Origin of the sequence: Aquabacterium parvum (assembly GCF_001447195.1) — a bacterium.
Lineage (GTDB): Bacteria > Pseudomonadota > Gammaproteobacteria > Burkholderiales > Burkholderiaceae_C > Aquabacterium > Aquabacterium parvum.
Genome location: NZ_LFRI01000218.1, coordinates 51,871 through 69,440, shown reverse-complemented (window position 1 = coordinate 69,440; position 17,570 = coordinate 51,871). Strand labels below are relative to the sequence as shown.

The window sequence follows — 17,570 nt, the reverse complement described above, 5'->3', positions numbered from 1 at the left end:
AGAGGTTGTTCCGGCGGCTCAAGGGCTACCGCCGAATCTTCTCCCGGTTCGAAAAGCTTGATGCGATGTTTCTCGGCTTTCTCAGCTTCGTGCTCGTGGTCGATGGGCTTCGCAGTTTGTGTTAACAGGCCCTAGATCGATGGCCGGACCGCTGCAGGCCTAGCCCGCCAGCTTCTTGAAGAAGGTCGCCGTGAAATCGTCGGCCGGAAAGAAGGTCTCGATGCGCAGCTCGTCGGTGGTCACGTCCTGCGCGGTGCCAAAGGTGCTCAGCAGGCTGAACAGGCGCAGGGTGATGTCGCCCACCCCCAGCTCCACGTTGACAGTGGGGGAGAGGCAAACCTGGGTGCCTGTGGGTTTGGGCCTGCCGCCAGTGCTGGCCAGGTCCTCGTGCCCGGCCTGCCTCAGTTCTGCCATCGCCCACAGGTCACGATGCAGCTCGCGCAACGCCAGGTCCATCGGCGCTGCAACGATCTCGCGCTGCAGGCGCTCGAGCATGTGCGGCGCCACTTGCTCCCAGTTGCGCACCAGCGGTCGCATGCCTTGCGGGTGAAAGCACAGGCGCAAGATGTTTTTCTGACCGCTCGGGTCGACACGCTGCCAGACATCGGCCGGCTCTCCCAACAGGCCGATGAGTTGCTCGGCCGCGCGGTTGCGCAACAAGGTGTTCCACTGCCGATCCAGGACGATGGCGGGGTAAGGCTCCTGGTGATCGAGCACGAGCGCGAGCGCCTGACGCACACAGGCCATGTCGTCGTCGCTGAGGCCTCGCTGCGCGAAGACAGGCGCAAAGCCCCCTGCCTGCAACAGCAGGTTGCGCTCTCGCAAAGGCAGGTCCAGCGTTTCAGCCAGGCCCAGCAGCAGCCCTCGGCTGGGCTTGGATCGGCCGGATTCAATGAAGCTCAGGTGCCGCTGCGACACCCCGGCAGCCAGGGCCAACTCAAGCTGCGGCAAACGCCTGAGTTGCCGCCAGGCCTTGAGCAGAGCGGACACAGAAGCGTCAACAGGGGCGGGGGTGGGCGGCAACATGGCCCGATTCTGGCGCAGCCCACATCAAGCTGGCGATGACCTGTCAGGTAATTGAACCGCCGCGCTGCCTTGCCTAGATTGGCCGACGTGTTCAACACCATGGGTCACACCCGACCCGACGAAAGGACCATGATGAACCCACGCCAAATCTTGCTGGGGGCCGTGCTGCTGGCCTTCACCGCCTTCTCGCTCCAGGTCGTCGGCGAGGTGGGCTACTTCGGTCTGTGGCAGGCCGGCTTGAGCTCCCAGGCCTCGCTGCAGATCCTGCTCGACCTTTGCATCGCGTGCGCACTGGCAGGCCTGTGGCTCATCGGCGATGCCAGGCAGCGCGGCGTGAGCGCATGGCCATGGCTGATCGCGGTGCTGGCCCTGGGCTCGATCGGCCTGCTGGCCTACCTGTTCATGCGCGAGCGCGGCGCAGGGGCTCAGCCGGCTCACTGAAGCCACTTGGTGACCAGGGTGCGGACGCGGGCACCTCCGTGGCATGCTTCGCCTTCGATGGACCCGCTTGCCACCCGCACCATGCACCCGTTCCACGCGTCTTCTCACCTCCGCCAGGCCCGTTCGGGTTTCGCGAGACTGCCCTTGCCCTGTGTGCTCACATGGGTCGCGCTGAGCCTGGCAGGCTGCAGCTCCGAGCCGCGCCAAACACCGGCTGGCCAGGCCGCGCGCCCACCGGCTGCAGCGGCCGCCGCCCCCGATGCCGCCACCACCCCGCAGCTCAGCGAAGCCCAGCGCTTCGCCACCTGGCTGCGTGATTTCCGCGCCACCGCGCGCACCGCCGGCGTCAGCGAAGCCACCCTCAAGGCGGCGCTGGACGTGGCCGAGTTCCGCCCCCGCACCATCGAGCTCGACCGCAGCCAGCCCGAGTTCTCGCGCAGCACCTGGGACTACCTCGACAGCGCCGTCTCGCCAACGCGCGTGGCCAACGGCCAAGCCAAGCTGGCCCAGGTGCGCGCCCAGGCCGATGCGGCGGCCAGCCGATACGGCGTGCCCGCGCCCGTGCTGGTGGCCGTTTGGGGCATGGAGAGCAACTACGGCCAGAACTACGGCGACGTGCCCGTGATCGACGCGCTGGCCACCCTGGCCTTCGAAGGCCGCCGCGAGGCCTGGGCACGTGGCGAGCTGCTGGCCGCGCTGAAGATCATCGACCAGGGTGACATCGACCGCGAACACATGATCGGCTCGTGGGCCGGCGCCATGGGCCAGACCCAGTTCATGCCCTCGGCCTTCCTGGCCCGTGCGGTGGACGCCGATGGCGATGGCCGCCGCGACATCTGGCGCAGCATGCCCGATGTGCTGGCCTCGACGGCCAACTACCTGCACCAGGCTGGCTGGGTGGCCGGTGAGGCCTGGGCTCCGGAGGTCAAGCTGCCAGAGGGCTTCGACGTCTCGCGAGCCGACCCAGGCTTGCGGCAAGACGCCACCCAATGGAGCGCCGAAGGCGTTCGCCTGGTCGATGGCTCGCCCTTGCCCGCCATGGCCGAGGCCAGCATCCTGCAACCTGCGGGCGCACATGGCCCGGCTTTCCTGGTGGGCCGCAACTTCCGCGCCGTGCTGCGCTACAACAATGCCACGAGCTACGCCCTGGGCGTGACCTTGCTGGCTCAACGCATAGACGGCGGAGCGCCTGTGCAGGCCGCGTGGCCACGCGATCAACGCGTGCTCAGCCGCAGCGAGGTCAAGTCGCTGCAGGCCGCGCTCAACCACAAGGGCTTCGCCACCGGCACACCAGACGGCCTGCTGGGCCCGGCCACGCGCGGCGCCCTGCGCGACTGGCAGCGCAGCGTGGGGCTGCCAGCCGATGGCTTCGCGACGGCCGAGCTGCTGACGCGACTGCAGCAGCCCTAAAATCCGGCCCCTTTGACACGTTTGCACGCGCCCACCATGGGCGAGCCTTCAGGGCGCCATGAACATCACCGTCAGCGAAGAACTCAAGGCCTACATCGACCCCCTCACGCCCGACGAGCACGAAGCGCTCGAGCGCAGCCTGCTGGCCGAAGGCTGCCGTGACGCGCTGGTGCTGTGGGGCGACCTGCTGATCGATGGGCACAACCGCTACGGCATCTGCCAGCAGCACGGCATCCCATTCCAGACGGTGCAGCACCCGCACTTCAAGTCGATGGACGACGTGCACCTGTGGATGATCGACCAGCACCTGGGCCGCCGCAGCGTGTCGGACTTCCAGCGCGGCGTGCTGGCCTTGCGCAAGCGCGAGATCCTGGCGCAGCGGCGCGAGCGCAGTGCAGCGCCTTCAGCCTCGGCCACCACGGAGCAGGCGGCAGGGCACGCCGAGGCCTCGGCGACAGGTGGCAACGCATCCGCCGCAGCCAGCAGTGCACCCGAACCCGCGCCGCTGAAAAACCGCACCGACATCGCCCGCGCCGCTCGCCTGAGCAGCAACCAGGTGGTGATGATCGAGAAGATCCAGAACCAGGCCGTGCCCGAGCTGGTGGCCGCCGTCAAGCAAGGCGCCATCAGCCTGAACGCCGCCGCAGCGGTGGCCAGCCTGCCCGCCGAAGAGCAAAAGGCCGCAGCCCTGGCGGGCAAGGACGAGCTCAAACAGGCCGCCAAGCGCGTGCGCGAGGTCAAGCGCAAGCTCACGCCGGAGCGCGAAGACGCCGCTCAGGACGCAGGCAGTGACAAGCCACCCTTCGAGCCTGGCGCAGGCCCGCACAACGAAGTGCAAGCGCTGCGTCAGCGCGTGGCCGAGCTCACGGCCGAGAACGAAGCGCTGCGCGAGCAGCTGGCACGCCTGCATGCCTGAGCACCGGGGCCCAGCAGGCCGCCAGCTCAGCGCACCTTGAAGAAGGCCACCGACTCGACCAGGCTCTGAGACTGGGTCTTGAGGCTCTCGGCCGCGGCAGCGCTTTCTTCCACCAACGCCGCGTTCTGCTGCGTGGTCTGGTCCATCTGCTGGATGGCCTGGGCCACCTGATCGACGCCGTTGCTTTGCTCGCGGCTGGCCGACGAGATCTCGCCGACGATGTCGGTGACGCGGCGGATGGCAGAGACGATCTCGTCCATGGTGCTGCCGGCCTGCTCGACCAGTTGCGCACCACGGTCCACCTGCTCGACGCTCTGGCCGATCAGGCTCTTGATTTCTTTCGCGGCCTCGGCGCTGCGTTGCGCCAGGGTGCGCACCTCACCGGCGACCACCGCAAAACCCCGGCCCTGCTCACCGGCGCGCGCGGCTTCGACCGCCGCGTTCAGCGCCAGGATGTTGGTCTGGAACGCGATGCCGTCGATGGTGCCGATGATGTCGTTGATCTTGCGCGAGCTGTCGTTGATGCCCTGCATGGTCTGCACCACCTGGCCGACCACGTCACCGCCCCGCATGGCCACCTCCGAGGCGCCCTGCGCCATCTGGTTGGCCTGGGATGCCGCGTCCGCGTTGTTGCGCACGGTGCTGCCCACCTCTTCCATGGTGGCGGCGGTCTGCTGCACGGCGGAAGCCTGCTCTTCGGTGCGTTGCGACAGGTCCAGGTTGCCCTGGGCGATCTGCGCGCTGGCCGTGGCCACGCCCTCGGCCGAGCCCCGCACGCCCGAGACCACGTCAGACAAACGGCCCTGCATGGTGCGCAGCGAGCCGAGCAAGCGCCCCAGCTCGTCGGACGAGTTCACCTCGATGTGTTGCGCCAGGTTGCCCTCGGCCACGCCCTCGGCCACGGCCAGCGCCGACTCGATGGGTCGGGTGATGGAGCGCGTGAGCCACACGGCGGCCACCGTGCCCACCAGCAGGCCCAGCAAGGCCGACACCAGCAGCGCGTTGCGGGCAAAAACGTAGGTGCCTTCGGCCCCATGACCCGCTGCTTTGGCGCCGTCGCTGTTGAGTTTGATCAGCGCCACCAGGTCGGCTGTGGCCTGGTCGAAGCTCTTTTGCGCATCGCCTTCCAGCAGCGCCCGGGCTTGGTCGTTCTGGTTCTGGCGGGAGAAGTTCATCACCTGCTCATGCAAGCGCAGGTACTCGCCCCAGCTGCGCTCGAAGGCGGCGTGCTGCGTGCGCTCCTGGTCTGAGGACAAAAGCGCCTTGTAGGCATCGTGCAGGCTGTTGAACTCGGCCTTGACTTTTGTCAGCTCTGCCTCGATGCCGCGCATCGCCGACTCATCGGTGTTGAGCACGTGGCGGAACTCCAGGATGCGCTGGTCAGAGATGTTCGTGTTGAGCTGGTTGACGAGCTCGACGCTGGGCAGCCAGTTGTCGATGATCTCTTTCCCGAGCCCCGCATGGCACCCATCTGGCTCCAGGCCAGCGCCACCATGGCAACGATGAGCAGCAACAAGCCACCCAGGACGGCACCGAGGCGGTGGGCGATGCTGGCAGATGAGCGCATGGTTTTCCTTCAATGCAACAACTTGACCCCAGCCTATCGGCAGGACAAACCTTGAACTTGAAGGAAAAATCGGCAAAAGTGGCCGCAATCCTGCCCGCAGGCACCTCCCGGTGCCCGCTCTGGACTCAACGCGCCAGTTCGACCCGCATCGCGTCGATCACGTCCCGGTAGCTGGGCTGACCGAAGATGGCCGAGCCGGCCACGAAGGTGTCGGCGCCCGCGTCGGCGATGCGGCGGATGTTGTCGACCTTCACCCCACCGTCGATCTCCAGGCGGATGTCACGACCCGAGGCGTCGATCACCTTGCGCACCTTCTCGGCCTTGCGCAGCGTGCTGTCGATGAAGCTCTGGCCCCCAAAACCCGGGTTCACGCTCATCAGCAGCACCACGTCGACCTTGTCGATCACCCACTCCAGCACGTCGATGGGCGAAGCGGGGTTGAACACCAGGCCAGCCTGGATGCCCTCGGCCTTGATCAGCTGCAGCGTGCGGTCGACGTGGGTGGAGGCATCGGGGTGAAAGGTGACGATGTCGGCGCCGGACTTGGCAAAGGCCGTGGCCAGGGCGTCAACGGGTTGCACCATCAGGTGCACGTCGATGGGCACCTTCGTGCCATCGGCCTTGACACTGTGCTTGCGCAGCGCCTGGCAGACCATCGGCCCGAAGGTCAGGTTGGGCACGTAATGGTTGTCCATCACGTCGAAGTGGATCCAGTCGGCGCCGGCGTCGATCACGTTGCGCACCTCCTGCCCCAAGCAGGCGAAGTCGGCCGAGAGGATGCTGGGGGCGATGCGGAAAGTGCGTGACATGGGGAGCGGTTCCTGGTGGGGCCCGGTTGGGGCCTTGTTGAGGCGGCAAGGCGCGATGGCGCGCCCAAACCGCCATTCTAGGAAACCCCTGGCCCTCTCGCGAGGGTCCCGCTCAGTACCCGGCCGTGCTCTGTGCCATCAGCCACGGCAGCCACATGTTCTTGCGCTGGCGGGCGATGCACTTGCGTGCTGGCAGCTCGCCGCTGACGGACTTGTCGACCGCGTAGGCCACCCACTCGGCGTGGGCGTCGGTCATCTCCAGCGTGGAATAGCCCTGGCGGCTGCTGTCGAAGAACTGGATGTGCGGGTTGTTCAGGCGCACGGCGGGCGCGGCCAGCGCACGGCCGATCAGCACCTGGGTCTGCGCATCGGCCTTGGCGGCCAGCATCTCGGCCAGCGTCGACGAGGTCACCGACGGCGTCATGAACTCGGCGCCCACGTAGTTGTCCAGGGCCAGCGGGTTGAGGTTGCCGTAGTCGTGCTTGATGTTGCTGGCCATGTAGGTGTGCAGGTCACCGGTGGCCACCAGGAAGTTGCTGACCTTGGCGTCGCGCAGCGCACCGGTGAGCGCACGGCGCTCGGCCTGGAAGCCGTCCCAGGCGTCGACGTTCAGCGGCGCCAGCTGCGTGCCCAGGAAGGTCACGGCCAGGCGCCCGAAGAAGGTCTGGTTGCCCATGAGCTTCCAGGTGGCGCGGGACTTGGTCAGCCCATCGACCAACCAGTTCAGCTGGGTCTTGCCCAGCAGGGTTTGATCGGCGCTGTTGTACTTCGTGCAGCCCAGCGGGAAGTAGCGCTGGCCGAAGTCCTTCTCACCACAGGCGTGGGCGCTGCGGTAGGTGCGGTTCTCGATCATGAACAGCTCCAGGAAGCCGCCAAAGTTGAATTGGCGGAACACCTTGAGCGCCTCGAAGGGGTGGGTGGCGTTGGCGTCGAAGCTCACGCGGGCCGGAACGTACTCGCTCCAGGCGCGTTGCGAATCGAGCTTGAGGCGGCGCAGCAGGCCGGCGTCGGCACCGTACTTGGCATCGGTCGTGTAGGGATGGTCGGGCGCGCCCAGGGTGTCGCGGGCGTAGTCCCAGTAGGTGTCGTTGGCCGTCTCGTGGTCATCGGGCACGCAGATCAGCGTGTGGCGCTCCATCAGGGCCTGGATGTTGGGGTCGCGGCGGATGGTGCGGTAGATGAAGCGGTAGTCGTTGACGTCCAGCGCCACCGTGCCGCCCGAGGGCAGCACCATGGTGCGGTCGGCAAACGGCAGGCTCTGGAAGCGCGGGTCGCCCGCGGTTTCGTAGATGAAGTCGCCCAGGTGCAGCACGTGATCGATGCTGTCGTCGCGGGCCACGTGGGCCAGGGCGCCGTAATAGCCGTTGGTGTAGTCCTGGCAGGTCAGCAGGGCCAGCTTGTAGCGCTTGCGTTGCGCGCTGGCGGCCGGCAGGGTGCGGCAGCGACCCGTGCGGCTGACGGTGCCGTCATAGATGAAGCGATAGAAGAAGGGGCCGCCCGAGGCCATGGCCGGCAACTGCCCGTCGAGGTCGACCTTGACGGTGTGGTCGCGCTCGGGGCTGATTTCGTCGGCGTTCACGCGGGCCTGCACCAGCAGGGTGTTGAATTGCGCGTCCAGCGCCACCTGCAGGTACAGGGGCTCGCCACCGCGCGCCGAAGCAGGGTCGATGTGCGTCCACAGGATCACGCCGGTTTCACTCGGGTCGGCCGAGGCCACCGAGAGGTCGAACACGCGGGCCGAGTCGGTGCGCAGGTTGCGGGTGTCCAAAGGCACCAGGCCCAGGTTCATCCAGGACGCGGCACGCGCTTGCCAGGTGACGAACAAACCCCCACCGGCCACGCCCAGCGCGGACAGGAAACGACGACGATCCATGGGTACTCCTCTTGGGTGCTTGGTAAAGAACTGCAATTGCGCGGCACGCGATGTTCACTGTCCAGCGTGACATCCCCATGAAGCGTCGGGACTTCCGCCCGGACCTGCCCGAAGGCATTGCCTAGAATGGGCCGCATGAACCAGGCCGAATTCACTTGCAGCGTGCACCCCAGCTACCTCGAGGAGCAGAGCGACCCGTCCACGCACGAGTACGCTTTCTCCTACACCGTCACCATCGTCAACAGCGGCACGGTGTCGGCGCAACTGATCGCCAGGCACTGGGTCATCACCGACGCCATGGGTCAAACCGAAGAGGTGCGCGGCCTGGGCGTGGTGGGCAACCAGCCCCTGCTCAAGCCGGGCGAGCGCTTCGAGTACACCAGCTGGACCAGGTTGAACACGCCGCATGGCACGATGCACGGCACCTTCTTTTGCATGACCGAAGACGCCCGCCTGTTCGAAGCGCCCGTGCCCGAGTTCATGCTCGCGCGCTCGCAGTCGCTGCACTGAGGTCCGACACACGATGGCGGTCAACTCCAAGCTCCTGTCCCCCTTCAACCGCCAGGCCTGGTGGCCCCGGCCCGGCAACGGCTTCGAGATCGAGGCCTGGCTGGACCAGGCCGATGCCGACGCGCCGCTGGTCGAGCGCCACATCTGGCTGATCCGCACGCTGGACTGGGTGCGCCGTGGCGAACCCGTCAGCGGCCTGCAGAACGTGGTGCGCCTGATCGACGCCAAGCCGGAGCGGCGCGCGCGCGTGGTGGCCCTGCTGGCTGCCTTCTGGCGCGACACCGACGTGGCCGCGCTGCTGGCCGACTACGGCTTCTCGCCGCGCTCGGCATTCCTCAACGAGCTGGGCGAGCGCGTGCGCCAGCGCCTGCTGCCCGCCAGCCCCGAGACCGCCGACCTGTCGGTGCTGTTCAACCTGCTGTTCAGCGACCCCGACGACGGACGCTGGCTGGCCCACCTGGACGAGGCCACGCTGGATCAGATCGGCGGCCTGCTCGGCGACGGCCTGCGCGCCCCCGCCGCAGGCGAGCCCGCCGCCCTGACCGCGCGCACCCTGGGCTGGCGCGACCCGTTTTGCGACGCCATGCTGTACTTGGCGGCGCAGGTGCGCGCCATCGGCTTTTCGCCAGCGTTCCGATCGCGCATGGGCATCAGCCTGGGTCAGGACTTCGATGCGCCCGTGGCCAGCAACGCCGACGCCAGCGCGCGCAACGCGTTTCGCCAACTCGGCCACGTGGTCGAGCGCCTGCGCGACGACATCGGCGCGCACCTGCGCGATCAGCCTGGCCAAGCCTGGAGCCCCACGCTGCTGCAGGACGCCCAATACCTGCGCGCGCTGCTGCACACCTGCGCCCAGGCCGCACGCGGCTTGCACGGCCACCTCGACACACAGGGCATCTCGGTCAACCTGGTCTTCCAGATCGACCAGTTGGTGGGCCGCTGCGAGCGCATCGAGCTGCTGCTCGACGCGGTGCTCGCGCCGCGCCCTTCACCGGCCTTGCACCACTTGCTGCTGACCTTGGTGCAAGTGGGTAAGCGCCGCCGCAGCGTGCGCGCGCTGTTCTCGCAGCACACCTCGCAGCTGGCGCGCCGCGTGGCCGAGCGCAGCGCCGAAACCGGCGAGCACTACATCACCCGCAACCGCGCCGAGTACGCCGACATGTTCAAGCGGGCCTGCGGTGGCGGTGCCGTGTTGGCAGGCACCACCTTCATGAAATTCGCGGTGCTGGCACTCGGCCTGTCGCCCTTCATGGCCGGCTTTGGTGCGGGCCTGAACTACGCGATCAGCTTCGTCATCGTGCAGTGGCTGCACTTCACCGTGGCCACCAAGCAACCCGCCATGACGGCGCCAGCCATGGCCGCCAAGCTGGCCGACGTGCGCAGCGACGAAGCGGTCGAGTCTTTTGTCGACGAGGTGGCCCACTTGCTGCGCTCGCAGGTGGCCGGGATCCTGGGCAACCTGCTGGTGGTGGCGCCGCTGGTGCTGGGCGTGCAGCTGGCCATGATCCATGGCCTGAACCACCCGCTCATCAACGAAGAAGAAGCGCGCTACGCCCTGCACAGCCTGACCCTGCTGGGACCGACGCTTTGGTACGCGGCCTTCACCGGCGTGCTGTTGTTCGCGTCGAGCATCCTGGCGGGCTGGGCCGAAAACGCCTTCGTGCTGCACCGCCTGGACAGCGCGCTGCGCTGGAACCCGCGCATCCAGGCCTGGCTGGGCGAGGCGCGCGCGGCGCGTTGGGCGGCCTGGTGGCGCGAGAACATCTCGGGCCTGGCGGCCAACATCTCGCTGGGCTTCATGCTCGGCCTGGTGCCGGTGATCGCCAAGTTCCTGGGCCTGCCGCTGGACGTGCGCCACGTCACGCTGTCCACCGGGCAGGTGGCGGGCGCGCTGGGCACCCTGGGCTGGGACATGCTGAACCAGCCCGCCTTCTGGTGGTGCGTGGCCGCCCTGCCGCTGACGGGTGTCTTCAACGTGGGCGTGAGCTTCTTGCTGGCGCTGCGCGTGGCGGCCCGCTCTCGCGGTGTGCGCGTGACCGACCGGGCCCGCCTGTGGCGCGCCATCGGCCGGCGCGTGTTGCGTCAGCCGATGTCCTTCCTGGTGCCACCGCGCTCGGGGGGCTGAAGCGACTCGCCCTGCTTCGCCTGCGCGTCGGGTGCCGCCTGGGGCGGGGTTTCGCCCAGCGTCGAGTCCGGCGCGTCGTCGTGCCACTCGCCACCACGGCGCCCGGAAAACATCGTCCACCAGATCAGGAAGACCAGCACCGCCAGCGCGAGCGCGGCTTCCAGCACAATCAGCCCCATGCCTTGCGTGTTCCCGTCGAGAAAGTTGTGGGTCCGGTTGACCCTGTCCCTGGCCATTGTAGGAAGCCTCAGCGCCTGCGGCAGCCTCGTGCCTACCCGCAGCGGTGGTGCGGCGCCCATCACGCAGGTGCCTGGCTACTCGCAGGGTGCACCCGTGCCCGAGGGCCCCAGCCTGCTGCGCGCCAAGGCCCGCTGGGTGCAGGCCGCCTGGAGCGACATGCCCGGCTGGCAGGCCGACCGCCTGGGCGAGTGGTGGCCCGCCCTGGTCAAGGGCTGCGTCAAACCCGCTGCGGGCTGGCAGGCACTGTGTGAGGAGGCCCGCCGCCTGGGCCCGGACTGGGGCCAACGCGTGGGCGACGACTTCGTGCGTCAGTGGGTCGAGACCCAGCTGCAGCCCTGGCGCGTGACCTCGCTGGAGGGCCAGGCCAGCGGGCTGCTGACCGGCTACTTCGAGCCCCTGCTGGAAGGCCGCCGCACACCCGACGCGCGCTTTGCCTGGCCGCTGCACCGCCCGCCAGCTGGCCTGGGCCAGCGCAAGCCCTTTTTCAGCCGCGCCGAGCTCGAATCGACCCCGGAAGGGCGCGCCGCCATCGCCGGGCGCGAGGTGGTCTGGCTGGCCGACCCGCTGGACGTGCTGCTCATCCAGGTGCAGGGCTCGGGCCGCGTGCGCCTGCTCGACGAGCTCAGCCCGCAGGGCAACCCCAAGGTCGTGCGCCTGGCCTTTGCCGGCCACAACGACCAACCCTACCAGTCGGTGGCGCGCTGGCTGGTGGACCAGGGCGCCTTCACGCTGGAGCAGGCCTCCTGGCCGGCCATCCGCAACTGGGCCCAGGCCAACCCCGCGCGGGTGGGCGAGATGATGGCGGCCAACCCGCGCGTCGTCTTCTTCCGCGAAGAACCCTTGACCGACCCCTCATCCGGGCCCAACGGAGCCCAAGGTGTGCCCCTGACACCCGGCCGCTCCATCGCCGTCGACCGCGACAGCGTGCCCCTGGGCACCCCGGTCTGGCTCGACAGCACGATGCCGCAGACCTGGGTGGCCGGCGGCATGCCGCCCGCCTCGCCGCTGCGCCGCCTGGCCATGGCCCAGGACACGGGCGGCGCCATCCTGGGCGCGGTGCGGGCCGACTTCTTCTGGGGCTGGGGCGACGAGGCACTGGCCCAGGCCGGGCGCACCAAACAGCCCCTGGCCATGTGGGTGCTGTGGCCGCGCAGCGCGCAGCCCTGAGCTGCTCCGCAGCCCTCAAGGACCGATCTTGACCGACAGGCCCGTGGTCAGGGCCATGTCGTTGCGCCGCTGGTCGGCGGCCACGCGGCTGCTGTAGGTGTCGGTCAGGGCGATGGTCAGCGCCAGCGTTCGCGTCATGTCCACGTTGAGCGCCGCGCTGAGCTTGAAGAGGTGGTTGCGATCGCCATCGACCGACAGGTAGCCCTCCAGCCTCTGCTTGAACGAGACCGTGGGCGTGAACTGCGCGGTGTACTCGTTGCCGATGAGCAGGCTGTTGCTGGCAAAGCGAGAGTCTGTCTCGCCACCGATGGTTTTTTCTTCGCGGTAGCGGCTGACGGTGCGGCCCAGACCCGCGAACACGTCCAGCGTGCGATCGGGCTCGTTGATCAGGTGGCGCCCCAGACCAAGGGCGGCCTGGGTGCGCAACTTCAGCTCGATGACGCGGTCGTGTTCGACGCCCATGCGCGCGAAGGCAAAGTGCTCGGGGTCGATGTCTCGGTCGTGCTGGGCGGTGCCCGCCCATTTGCCAGAGGTGGTCTCACGGTCTTGCTTCTTGCCACTCTGGCTTTCGCTGACCAGGGCGGTCAGGGTGGTTTTGCCGCCGTCCTTCTTGCGCGAGACGTCGACGTCCGCCTGGGCGGCGCGCGAGCGGCTGTTGCCCGAGGTGGCGGACAGCGAGGCGGTCATGCGGCCGACCCAGGCCAGGGGATCGGGCTGTGGCGCTGCCGCAGGCTGGGTGGCCTCGGTGGCCGCGGGGGCGGCTGGCATCTCTGCTGGCACCTGCTGCGCATGCAGGGCCGCGCTCAGGCTCAACAGGCCAGGCAGGAGGGCAAAGGACCGGCGGGACATGCGAGGGGCTCCGAACGAAAAGGGGACGCGCATTGTCGCTCAGCCCACCTGCCGCATGCCGCTGCAGCACCGGCCCTGCAATGGGCCATCAATAGGTCTTGTACGGCAGGAACTTGCCCGACATGACGATGTTGACGCGGTCGCCCATCGGGTTGGCCTCGCGCTGCAGGTCCATCTTGAAGTCGATGGCGCTCATGATGCCGTCGCCGAACTCTTCGTGGATCAGGGCCTTGAAGGTGGTGCCGTAGACGCTGATGAGTTCGTAGAAGCGGTAGATCAGCGGATCGGTGGGCACGCTGGTGGGCAGCGAGCCCTTGTAGGGCACTTCTTGCAGCCACAGGCGGGCTTCTTCGGGCAGATCGAAGATGTCGCCGATGGTGGCGGCCTGCTCGGCGGTCAGGGTCATCTGGCCCAGGCAGGCAGCGGTCACCCACTCCTTGCTCAGGCCCACCTTGGTGGCCACGTCGGCCCACTTGATGCCCTTGCTGACCTTGGCTTGGATGATGAGGTCGGTCACGTCTTCGCGGTTCATGGTGTGGTCCTTTCTGTGAGGGGTCGGTGAGGGTTCAGCGGTTCACTTGAATTGGCGATCGGCTTCGTTGATCGCAACGTCGTTGATCGAGGCCTCGCGGCGGGCCATCAGGCCGCGCTCGTCGAAGGTCCAGTTTTCGTTGCCGTAGGCGCGCCACCATTGGCCGGCGTCGTCGTGGTACTCGTACTCGAAGCACACCGAGATGCGGTTGCCCTCGAAGGCGAACAGGCGCTTCTTCAAGTGGTACTGGTGCTCCTTGGCCCACTTGCGGGTCAGGAAGGCCTTGATGGCTTCGCGGCCGGTGAAGAACTCGCTGCGGTTGCGCCACCACGAGTCCTCGGTGTAGGCGGCGGCGCAGCGCGCCGGGTCCTTCGAGTTCCAGGCGTCTTCGGCCATCTGCACCTTCAGGCGCGCGGTCTCTTCGGTGAAGGGCGGCAAGGGCGGGCGCAGCACGGGGGCGTCCGGCTGTGCATCGGCGGCGGGGTGGAGTTGGGCGCTCATGGTGGATTCCTCAGGTGTTTTGTGTTCAACGGATGTCCGTGTCGGCTCAAACTGCAGCGCGTGCAACGGTTCGTGCGGCAGATCAGGCGGCCACCAGGCCAGGCCTCACTTCAGGCGGGTGCTCGGGCGCGCGGCCGTGGCTCAGGTCTTTGGAGCGCGCCACCAGGAAGTCGACCAGGTGGTTGCGCAAGGGGTAGAACTGCGGGTCGTGGTGCAGGCCGGCGCGGGTGCGGTCGCGCGGCAGGGTGTTGACCACGATCTCGGCGACGCGGGCGCGCGGCCCGTTGCTCATCAGCAGGATGCGGTCGGCCAGCAAGAGGGCCTCGTCCACGTCGTGCGTGATCATGAACACGGTCTGCTGCGTCTCGGCGCAGATGCGCAGCAGCTCGTCCTGGATGGTGCCGCGCGTGAGCGCGTCGAGTGCGCCGAAGGGCTCGTCGAGCAGCAGCATCTTGGGCTCGATGGCGAAGGCCCGCGCGATGCCCACGCGCTGCTTCATGCCGCCTGACAACTGCGAAGGCAGCTTGTCGATGGCGTGGCCCAGGCCCACCAGCTGCACGTACTTCTCGACGTGCGCATTGATCTCAGCCTTGCGTTGGTCCGGCCACTTCGAGCGCACCGCGAAGGCGATGTTCTGGCGCACCGTCAGCCACGGCATCAGCGCGTGGCCCTGGAAGACCACGCCGCGCTCCAGGCCCGGGGCCGTCACCTCGCGGCCGTCCATGAAGACGTGGCCCGTGCTGCTGTGCTCCAGCCCCGCCAGGGTGTTGAGGATGGTGGTCTTGCCGCAGCCCGAGTGACCGATGATGCAGACGAACTCGCCACGGCGCATGGTGAAGTTCACGCCGTCGAACACCGGCTCGCTGGCACCCGGGTAGGCCTTGCCCAGGCCTTCGATTTTCAGGAAGTCAGTCGACATAGGTCACCGCCTTTTGCAGACGGGCAAAAGCCGCGTCCAGCACCATGCCCACCAGGCCGATGACCAGGATGGCGAAGATCACGTTGGGCAGCGAGAGGTTGTTCCACTCGTTCCACACGAAGTAGCCCACGCCTGTGCCACCCACCAGCATCTCGGCGGCCACGATGACCAGCCACGCGATGCCCATGCTGATGCGCATGCCGGTGAGGATGGTGGGCGCCGCTGCGGGCAAAATCACTTCCACCGCCGTGCGCCACTTGGACACCTCGAGCGTGCGCGCCACGTTGAGCCAGTCACGCCGCACGCTGGCCACGCCGAAGGCCGTGTTGATCAGCATCGGCCAGATCGAGCAGATGAAGATCACGAAGATGCCCGAAGCCGCCGAGTCCTTGATCGTGTAGAGCGCCAGCGGCATCCACGCCAGCGGCGAGATGGGCTTGAGCACCTGGATGAACGGGTCGAGCGCGCGGTGCACCAGGGGCGACATGCCGATGGCAAAGCCCAGCGGGATGGCGATCAGCATGGCGATCAGGTAGCCCAACCCAACGCGGCCCAACGAGTAAGCCAGCTGGATGCCGATGCCTTTGTCGTTGGGGCCGTTGTCGTAGAAGGGGTCGGTGACGTGCTCCCACATCACGCGGCCCATCTGCGCCAGGGTGGGAAAGTTGCTGCCCGCCGAGTCGCTTTGAGCACCCGGGTCCTTGCCCATGAGCTTCAGGTACTCGATCTGCTCGGGGCTCAGCGCGGGGCCGGTGGCAGCCTTGGGCAGCGTGGCCAGGTGCCACACGCCCAGGATCACGCCCAGCAGGATCAGCGACAGCAGCGCGGCCCGAAAGCCCTCGCCCCGCCACCAGGGAAGTTGAACAGCCATGGTGCGTGGGCCTCAGGTGCGCTTGATGGCGAAGCTGCTGATGTAGGCCTCGGGCTTGGCCGGGTCGAACGCCTTGCCCATGACCTTGAAGCCGGGGTAGGCGCCTTCGGGCGGGGTCTCGCCCAGGGCCTTCATCTGCTTCTTGGCGTCGGTCAGCAGGAAGACCTGCTCGGCCAGCTGCTTGTAGTTGACCTCGCCCTTGACGTAGCCCCAGCGCTTCATCTGCGTGAGCATCCACACCGCCATCGACTGCCAGGGGATGGGGTTGAAGTCGGCGCGGTCGGGCACGTTCTTGACGTTGCCCAGGCCGTCGGCGTACTTGCCGGTGAGCACCTGCGTCAGCACGGCTTCGGGCTGGTTGAGGTACTCGCGCGGCGAGATGACCTTGGCGATCAGCTCGCGGTTCTTGGGCTGGCGGGCCATGGCGGCCGAGGTCAGCACGGCGCGGTACAGCGCGGCGAAGGTGTTGGGGTTCTGCTGGATGAACTCGGCGCTGGTGCCGAAGGCGCAGCAGGGGTGGCCGTCCCACAGCTCTTTGGTGAGGATGTGGATGAAGCCGATTTCTTCGAACACGGCGCGCTGGTTGAAGGGGTCGGGCCCCAGGTAGCCGTCGATGTTGCCGGCGCGCAGGTTGGCCACCATCTCGGGCGGCGGCACCACGCGGATCTGGATGTCCTTGTCCGGGTCCAGCCCTGCTTCGGCCACGTAGTAGCGCAGCAGGAAGTTGTGCATCGAGTACTCGAAGGGCACGGCGAACTTGAAGCCCTTCCACATCTTCGGGTCGCGCTTGTCCTTGTGCTTGTTGGCCAGGGTGATGGCCTGCCCGTTGGTGTTCTGGATGGTGGCCACGTGCATGGGCTTCGCATTCGAGCCCAGGCCCATGCTCATCGACAGCGGCATGGGCGACAGGAAGTGCGTGGCGTCGTACTCCTTGTTGAGCATCTTGTCGCGGATGAGCGCCCAGCCGGCGGTCTTGACCACGCTGACGTCCAGGCCCTGCTTTTTGTAGAAGCCCAGGGGGTGGGCCATGATCAGCGGGGTGGCGCAGGTGATGGGGATGAAGCCGATCTTGAGTTCTTTCTTCTCAAGCGGGGCGGCTTCCTGGGCCATGGCTTGCAGGCTGGCCACGGGCAGCACGCTGGCGATCGCCGACATGGCGGTGCCCTTGCCGACGGCGCGCAGGAAGCGGCGGCGGGTGGCTTCTTGCGGGAAGAGGGCCTTGACCAGGCTGGCTTCGATGAAGTCGCGCGAGTAGGACTCGAAGGCTTCGGTTTCGCTGCGGGCCTTGAGGGTGTCGATGGCGTCCTGGCGGGCAGCGCTGTCGTGATCTTGCGGGGCGTGGTCACCGCCGCAGGCGCAGCTCAGGCGAAGGGGGCGATCGGCGTCGTAGGGGTCGAAGTGACGGGTCATCGTGGGCTCCTGGGCGGGCGGCTGGCTGGTTGGCCGGCGTGTGGCGGGTGGAGCTCACTTTAGGAATTGGCGGCGGGTTTGGGGATCGGGGTGGGTGTGATTTGCTTGTAGGGGTGGCACTACAAGGTTTGTTTTTTGTCGTGCGCTGGGTTGTGGGCGCTTTGTCGTGAGAACGCGAGGCGGGGGCTGCGGCGCTGAGCGGTCGGGCTTCAGGGTGGCGGTCCTGCCTGCGGCAGGACTCCCATGCGGTGCTCACGGCAAGGTGGGGCCCTCGAACTCACTCCGCGCCCTGCGGGCGCTGCGTTCAAACAACTCGGGCCAGTCAGATCACGAAGCGCGCTGGCGCGCGCCCACCTTGCCGCTGCGCTCCTCTGCGCCACCCAGGCGCCCGCCCGCTCAGCGCC

At 67.7% G+C, this 17,570-nt stretch carries 17 protein-coding genes and 1 pseudogene; 7 read left to right on the top strand and 11 right to left on the bottom strand.

What is annotated here, in order from left to right; all coding sequences use genetic code 11:
- Positions 1–125: pseudogene (locus ABG80_RS08075) on the top strand (IS5-like element ISCARN85 family transposase); the annotation flags it as partial.
- Between the two features lie 34 nt (positions 126–159).
- On the opposite strand, the gene ABG80_RS08070 reads toward ABG80_RS08075, so the two are convergent.
- On the bottom strand, positions 160–1,026 hold the full coding sequence (locus tag ABG80_RS08070) for a helix-turn-helix domain-containing protein (protein WP_058087215.1): 867 nt from the start codon (positions 1,024–1,026) through the stop codon (positions 160–162).
- Positions 1,027–1,158: 132 nt separating this feature from the next.
- On the opposite strand from ABG80_RS08070, the gene ABG80_RS08065 reads away from it, so the two are divergent.
- The 3 genes from ABG80_RS08065 to ABG80_RS08055 all read left to right on the top strand — a co-directional run bounded on the left by ABG80_RS08065 (position 1,159) and on the right by ABG80_RS08055 (position 3,793).
- Positions 1,159–1,467 carry a DUF2834 domain-containing protein gene (locus tag ABG80_RS08065; protein WP_160322491.1) on the top strand — a complete coding sequence of 103 codons (309 nt, stop codon included), beginning with the start codon at positions 1,159–1,161 and terminating at the stop codon, positions 1,465–1,467.
- Positions 1,468–1,548: 81 nt separating this feature from the next.
- Positions 1,549–2,877 (top strand): lytic murein transglycosylase, encoded by a 1,329-nt coding sequence (locus tag ABG80_RS08060; protein ID WP_058087224.1) that lies wholly within the window; start codon positions 1,549–1,551, stop codon positions 2,875–2,877.
- 58 nt (positions 2,878–2,935) lie between these two features.
- Positions 2,936–3,793, top strand: a complete 858-nt coding sequence (locus ABG80_RS08055; protein ID WP_058087213.1) for a ParB N-terminal domain-containing protein — start codon at positions 2,936–2,938, stop codon at positions 3,791–3,793.
- 26 nt (positions 3,794–3,819) lie between these two features.
- Here ABG80_RS08055 and ABG80_RS23940 read toward each other — a convergent pair whose 3' ends face one another.
- The 3 genes from ABG80_RS23940 to ABG80_RS08035 form a co-directional block, all read right to left on the bottom strand.
- The gene (locus tag ABG80_RS23940) at positions 3,820–5,373 is read right to left on the bottom strand and encodes a methyl-accepting chemotaxis protein (RefSeq protein WP_152987526.1); all 1,554 of its coding nucleotides are present in this window, start codon (positions 5,371–5,373) and stop codon (positions 3,820–3,822) included.
- A gap of 112 nt (positions 5,374–5,485) precedes the next feature.
- A complete protein-coding gene (rpe, locus tag ABG80_RS08040; RefSeq protein WP_058087210.1) occupies positions 5,486–6,169 on the bottom strand; it encodes a ribulose-phosphate 3-epimerase in 684 nt (227 codons plus the stop codon).
- 112 nt (positions 6,170–6,281) lie between these two features.
- Positions 6,282–8,042: an alkaline phosphatase D family protein gene (locus tag ABG80_RS08035; protein WP_058087209.1), complete on the bottom strand. Its 1,761-nt coding sequence runs from the start codon at positions 8,040–8,042 to the stop codon at positions 6,282–6,284.
- A 135-nt stretch (positions 8,043–8,177) separates the two neighbouring features.
- Here ABG80_RS08035 and apaG point away from each other — a divergent pair, with 135 nt between their 5' ends.
- A complete protein-coding gene (apaG, locus tag ABG80_RS08030; RefSeq protein ID WP_058087223.1) occupies positions 8,178–8,552 on the top strand; it encodes a Co2+/Mg2+ efflux protein ApaG in 375 nt (124 codons plus the stop codon).
- Between the two features lie 13 nt (positions 8,553–8,565).
- Positions 8,566–10,677, top strand: coding sequence for a site-specific recombinase (locus ABG80_RS08025; RefSeq protein ID WP_083505924.1), 2,112 nt, complete (start codon positions 8,566–8,568; stop codon positions 10,675–10,677).
- On the opposite strand, the gene ABG80_RS08020 is transcribed toward ABG80_RS08025, so the two are convergent.
- Complete coding sequence (locus tag ABG80_RS08020) at positions 10,635–10,856, bottom strand: hypothetical protein (protein ID WP_058087208.1); 222 nt, start codon at positions 10,854–10,856, stop codon at positions 10,635–10,637. The genes ABG80_RS08025 and ABG80_RS08020 overlap by 43 nt on opposite strands.
- A gap of 88 nt (positions 10,857–10,944) precedes the next feature.
- Between ABG80_RS08020 and mltA the strand changes: the two genes are divergently transcribed.
- Positions 10,945–12,084, top strand: coding sequence for a murein transglycosylase A (gene mltA, locus ABG80_RS08015; protein WP_235513786.1), 1,140 nt, complete (start codon positions 10,945–10,947; stop codon positions 12,082–12,084).
- 15 nt (positions 12,085–12,099) lie between these two features.
- Here mltA and ABG80_RS08010 read toward each other — a convergent pair whose 3' ends face one another.
- From ABG80_RS08010 to ABG80_RS07985, 6 genes are all read right to left on the bottom strand, one after another.
- On the bottom strand, positions 12,100–12,933 hold the full coding sequence (locus ABG80_RS08010) for a DUF481 domain-containing protein (protein ID WP_058087206.1): 834 nt from the start codon (positions 12,931–12,933) through the stop codon (positions 12,100–12,102).
- Between the two features lie 88 nt (positions 12,934–13,021).
- Positions 13,022–13,465, bottom strand: coding sequence for a cyanase (cynS, locus tag ABG80_RS08005; RefSeq protein ID WP_058087205.1), 444 nt, complete (start codon positions 13,463–13,465; stop codon positions 13,022–13,024).
- 42 nt (positions 13,466–13,507) lie between these two features.
- Positions 13,508–13,966, bottom strand: coding sequence for a nuclear transport factor 2 family protein (locus ABG80_RS08000; RefSeq protein ID WP_152987525.1), 459 nt, complete (start codon positions 13,964–13,966; stop codon positions 13,508–13,510).
- A gap of 82 nt (positions 13,967–14,048) precedes the next feature.
- Complete coding sequence (locus tag ABG80_RS07995; protein ID WP_058087204.1) at positions 14,049–14,885, bottom strand: ABC transporter ATP-binding protein; 837 nt, start codon at positions 14,883–14,885, stop codon at positions 14,049–14,051.
- Positions 14,875–15,756: a nitrate ABC transporter permease gene (gene ntrB / locus ABG80_RS07990; RefSeq protein WP_058087203.1), complete on the bottom strand. Its 882-nt coding sequence runs from the start codon at positions 15,754–15,756 to the stop codon at positions 14,875–14,877. The genes ABG80_RS07995 and ntrB overlap by 11 nt, the downstream gene beginning before the upstream one ends.
- Positions 15,757–15,768: 12 nt before the next feature.
- On the bottom strand, positions 15,769–17,166 hold the full coding sequence (locus ABG80_RS07985) for a CmpA/NrtA family ABC transporter substrate-binding protein (protein WP_058087202.1): 1,398 nt from the start codon (positions 17,164–17,166) through the stop codon (positions 15,769–15,771).
- Positions 17,167–17,570: the final 404 nt, after the last annotated feature.

Coding starts and splice junctions, on each gene's coding strand:
- ABG80_RS08070 (WP_058087215.1), bottom strand. CDS start 1,026: ATGTTGCCGCCCACCCCCGCCCCTGTTGACGCTTCTGTGTCCGCTCTG.
- ABG80_RS08065 (WP_160322491.1), top strand. CDS start 1,159: ATGAACCCACGCCAAATCTTGCTGGGGGCCGTGCTGCTGGCCTTCACC.
- ABG80_RS08060 (WP_058087224.1), top strand. CDS start 1,549: ATGCACCCGTTCCACGCGTCTTCTCACCTCCGCCAGGCCCGTTCGGGT.
- ABG80_RS08055 (WP_058087213.1), top strand. CDS start 2,936: ATGAACATCACCGTCAGCGAAGAACTCAAGGCCTACATCGACCCCCTC.
- rpe (WP_058087210.1), bottom strand. CDS start 6,169: ATGTCACGCACTTTCCGCATCGCCCCCAGCATCCTCTCGGCCGACTTC.
- ABG80_RS08035 (WP_058087209.1), bottom strand. CDS start 8,042: ATGGATCGTCGTCGTTTCCTGTCCGCGCTGGGCGTGGCCGGTGGGGGT.
- apaG (WP_058087223.1), top strand. CDS start 8,178: ATGAACCAGGCCGAATTCACTTGCAGCGTGCACCCCAGCTACCTCGAG.
- ABG80_RS08025 (WP_083505924.1), top strand. CDS start 8,566: ATGGCGGTCAACTCCAAGCTCCTGTCCCCCTTCAACCGCCAGGCCTGG.
- ABG80_RS08020 (WP_058087208.1), bottom strand. CDS start 10,856: ATGGGGCTGATTGTGCTGGAAGCCGCGCTCGCGCTGGCGGTGCTGGTC.
- ABG80_RS08010 (WP_058087206.1), bottom strand. CDS start 12,933: ATGTCCCGCCGGTCCTTTGCCCTCCTGCCTGGCCTGTTGAGCCTGAGC.
- cynS (WP_058087205.1), bottom strand. CDS start 13,465: ATGAACCGCGAAGACGTGACCGACCTCATCATCCAAGCCAAGGTCAGC.
- ABG80_RS08000 (WP_152987525.1), bottom strand. CDS start 13,966: ATGAGCGCCCAACTCCACCCCGCCGCCGATGCACAGCCGGACGCCCCC.
- ABG80_RS07995 (WP_058087204.1), bottom strand. CDS start 14,885: ATGTCGACTGACTTCCTGAAAATCGAAGGCCTGGGCAAGGCCTACCCG.
- ntrB (WP_058087203.1), bottom strand. CDS start 15,756: ATGGCTGTTCAACTTCCCTGGTGGCGGGGCGAGGGCTTTCGGGCCGCG.
- ABG80_RS07985 (WP_058087202.1), bottom strand. CDS start 17,166: ATGACCCGTCACTTCGACCCCTACGACGCCGATCGCCCCCTTCGCCTG.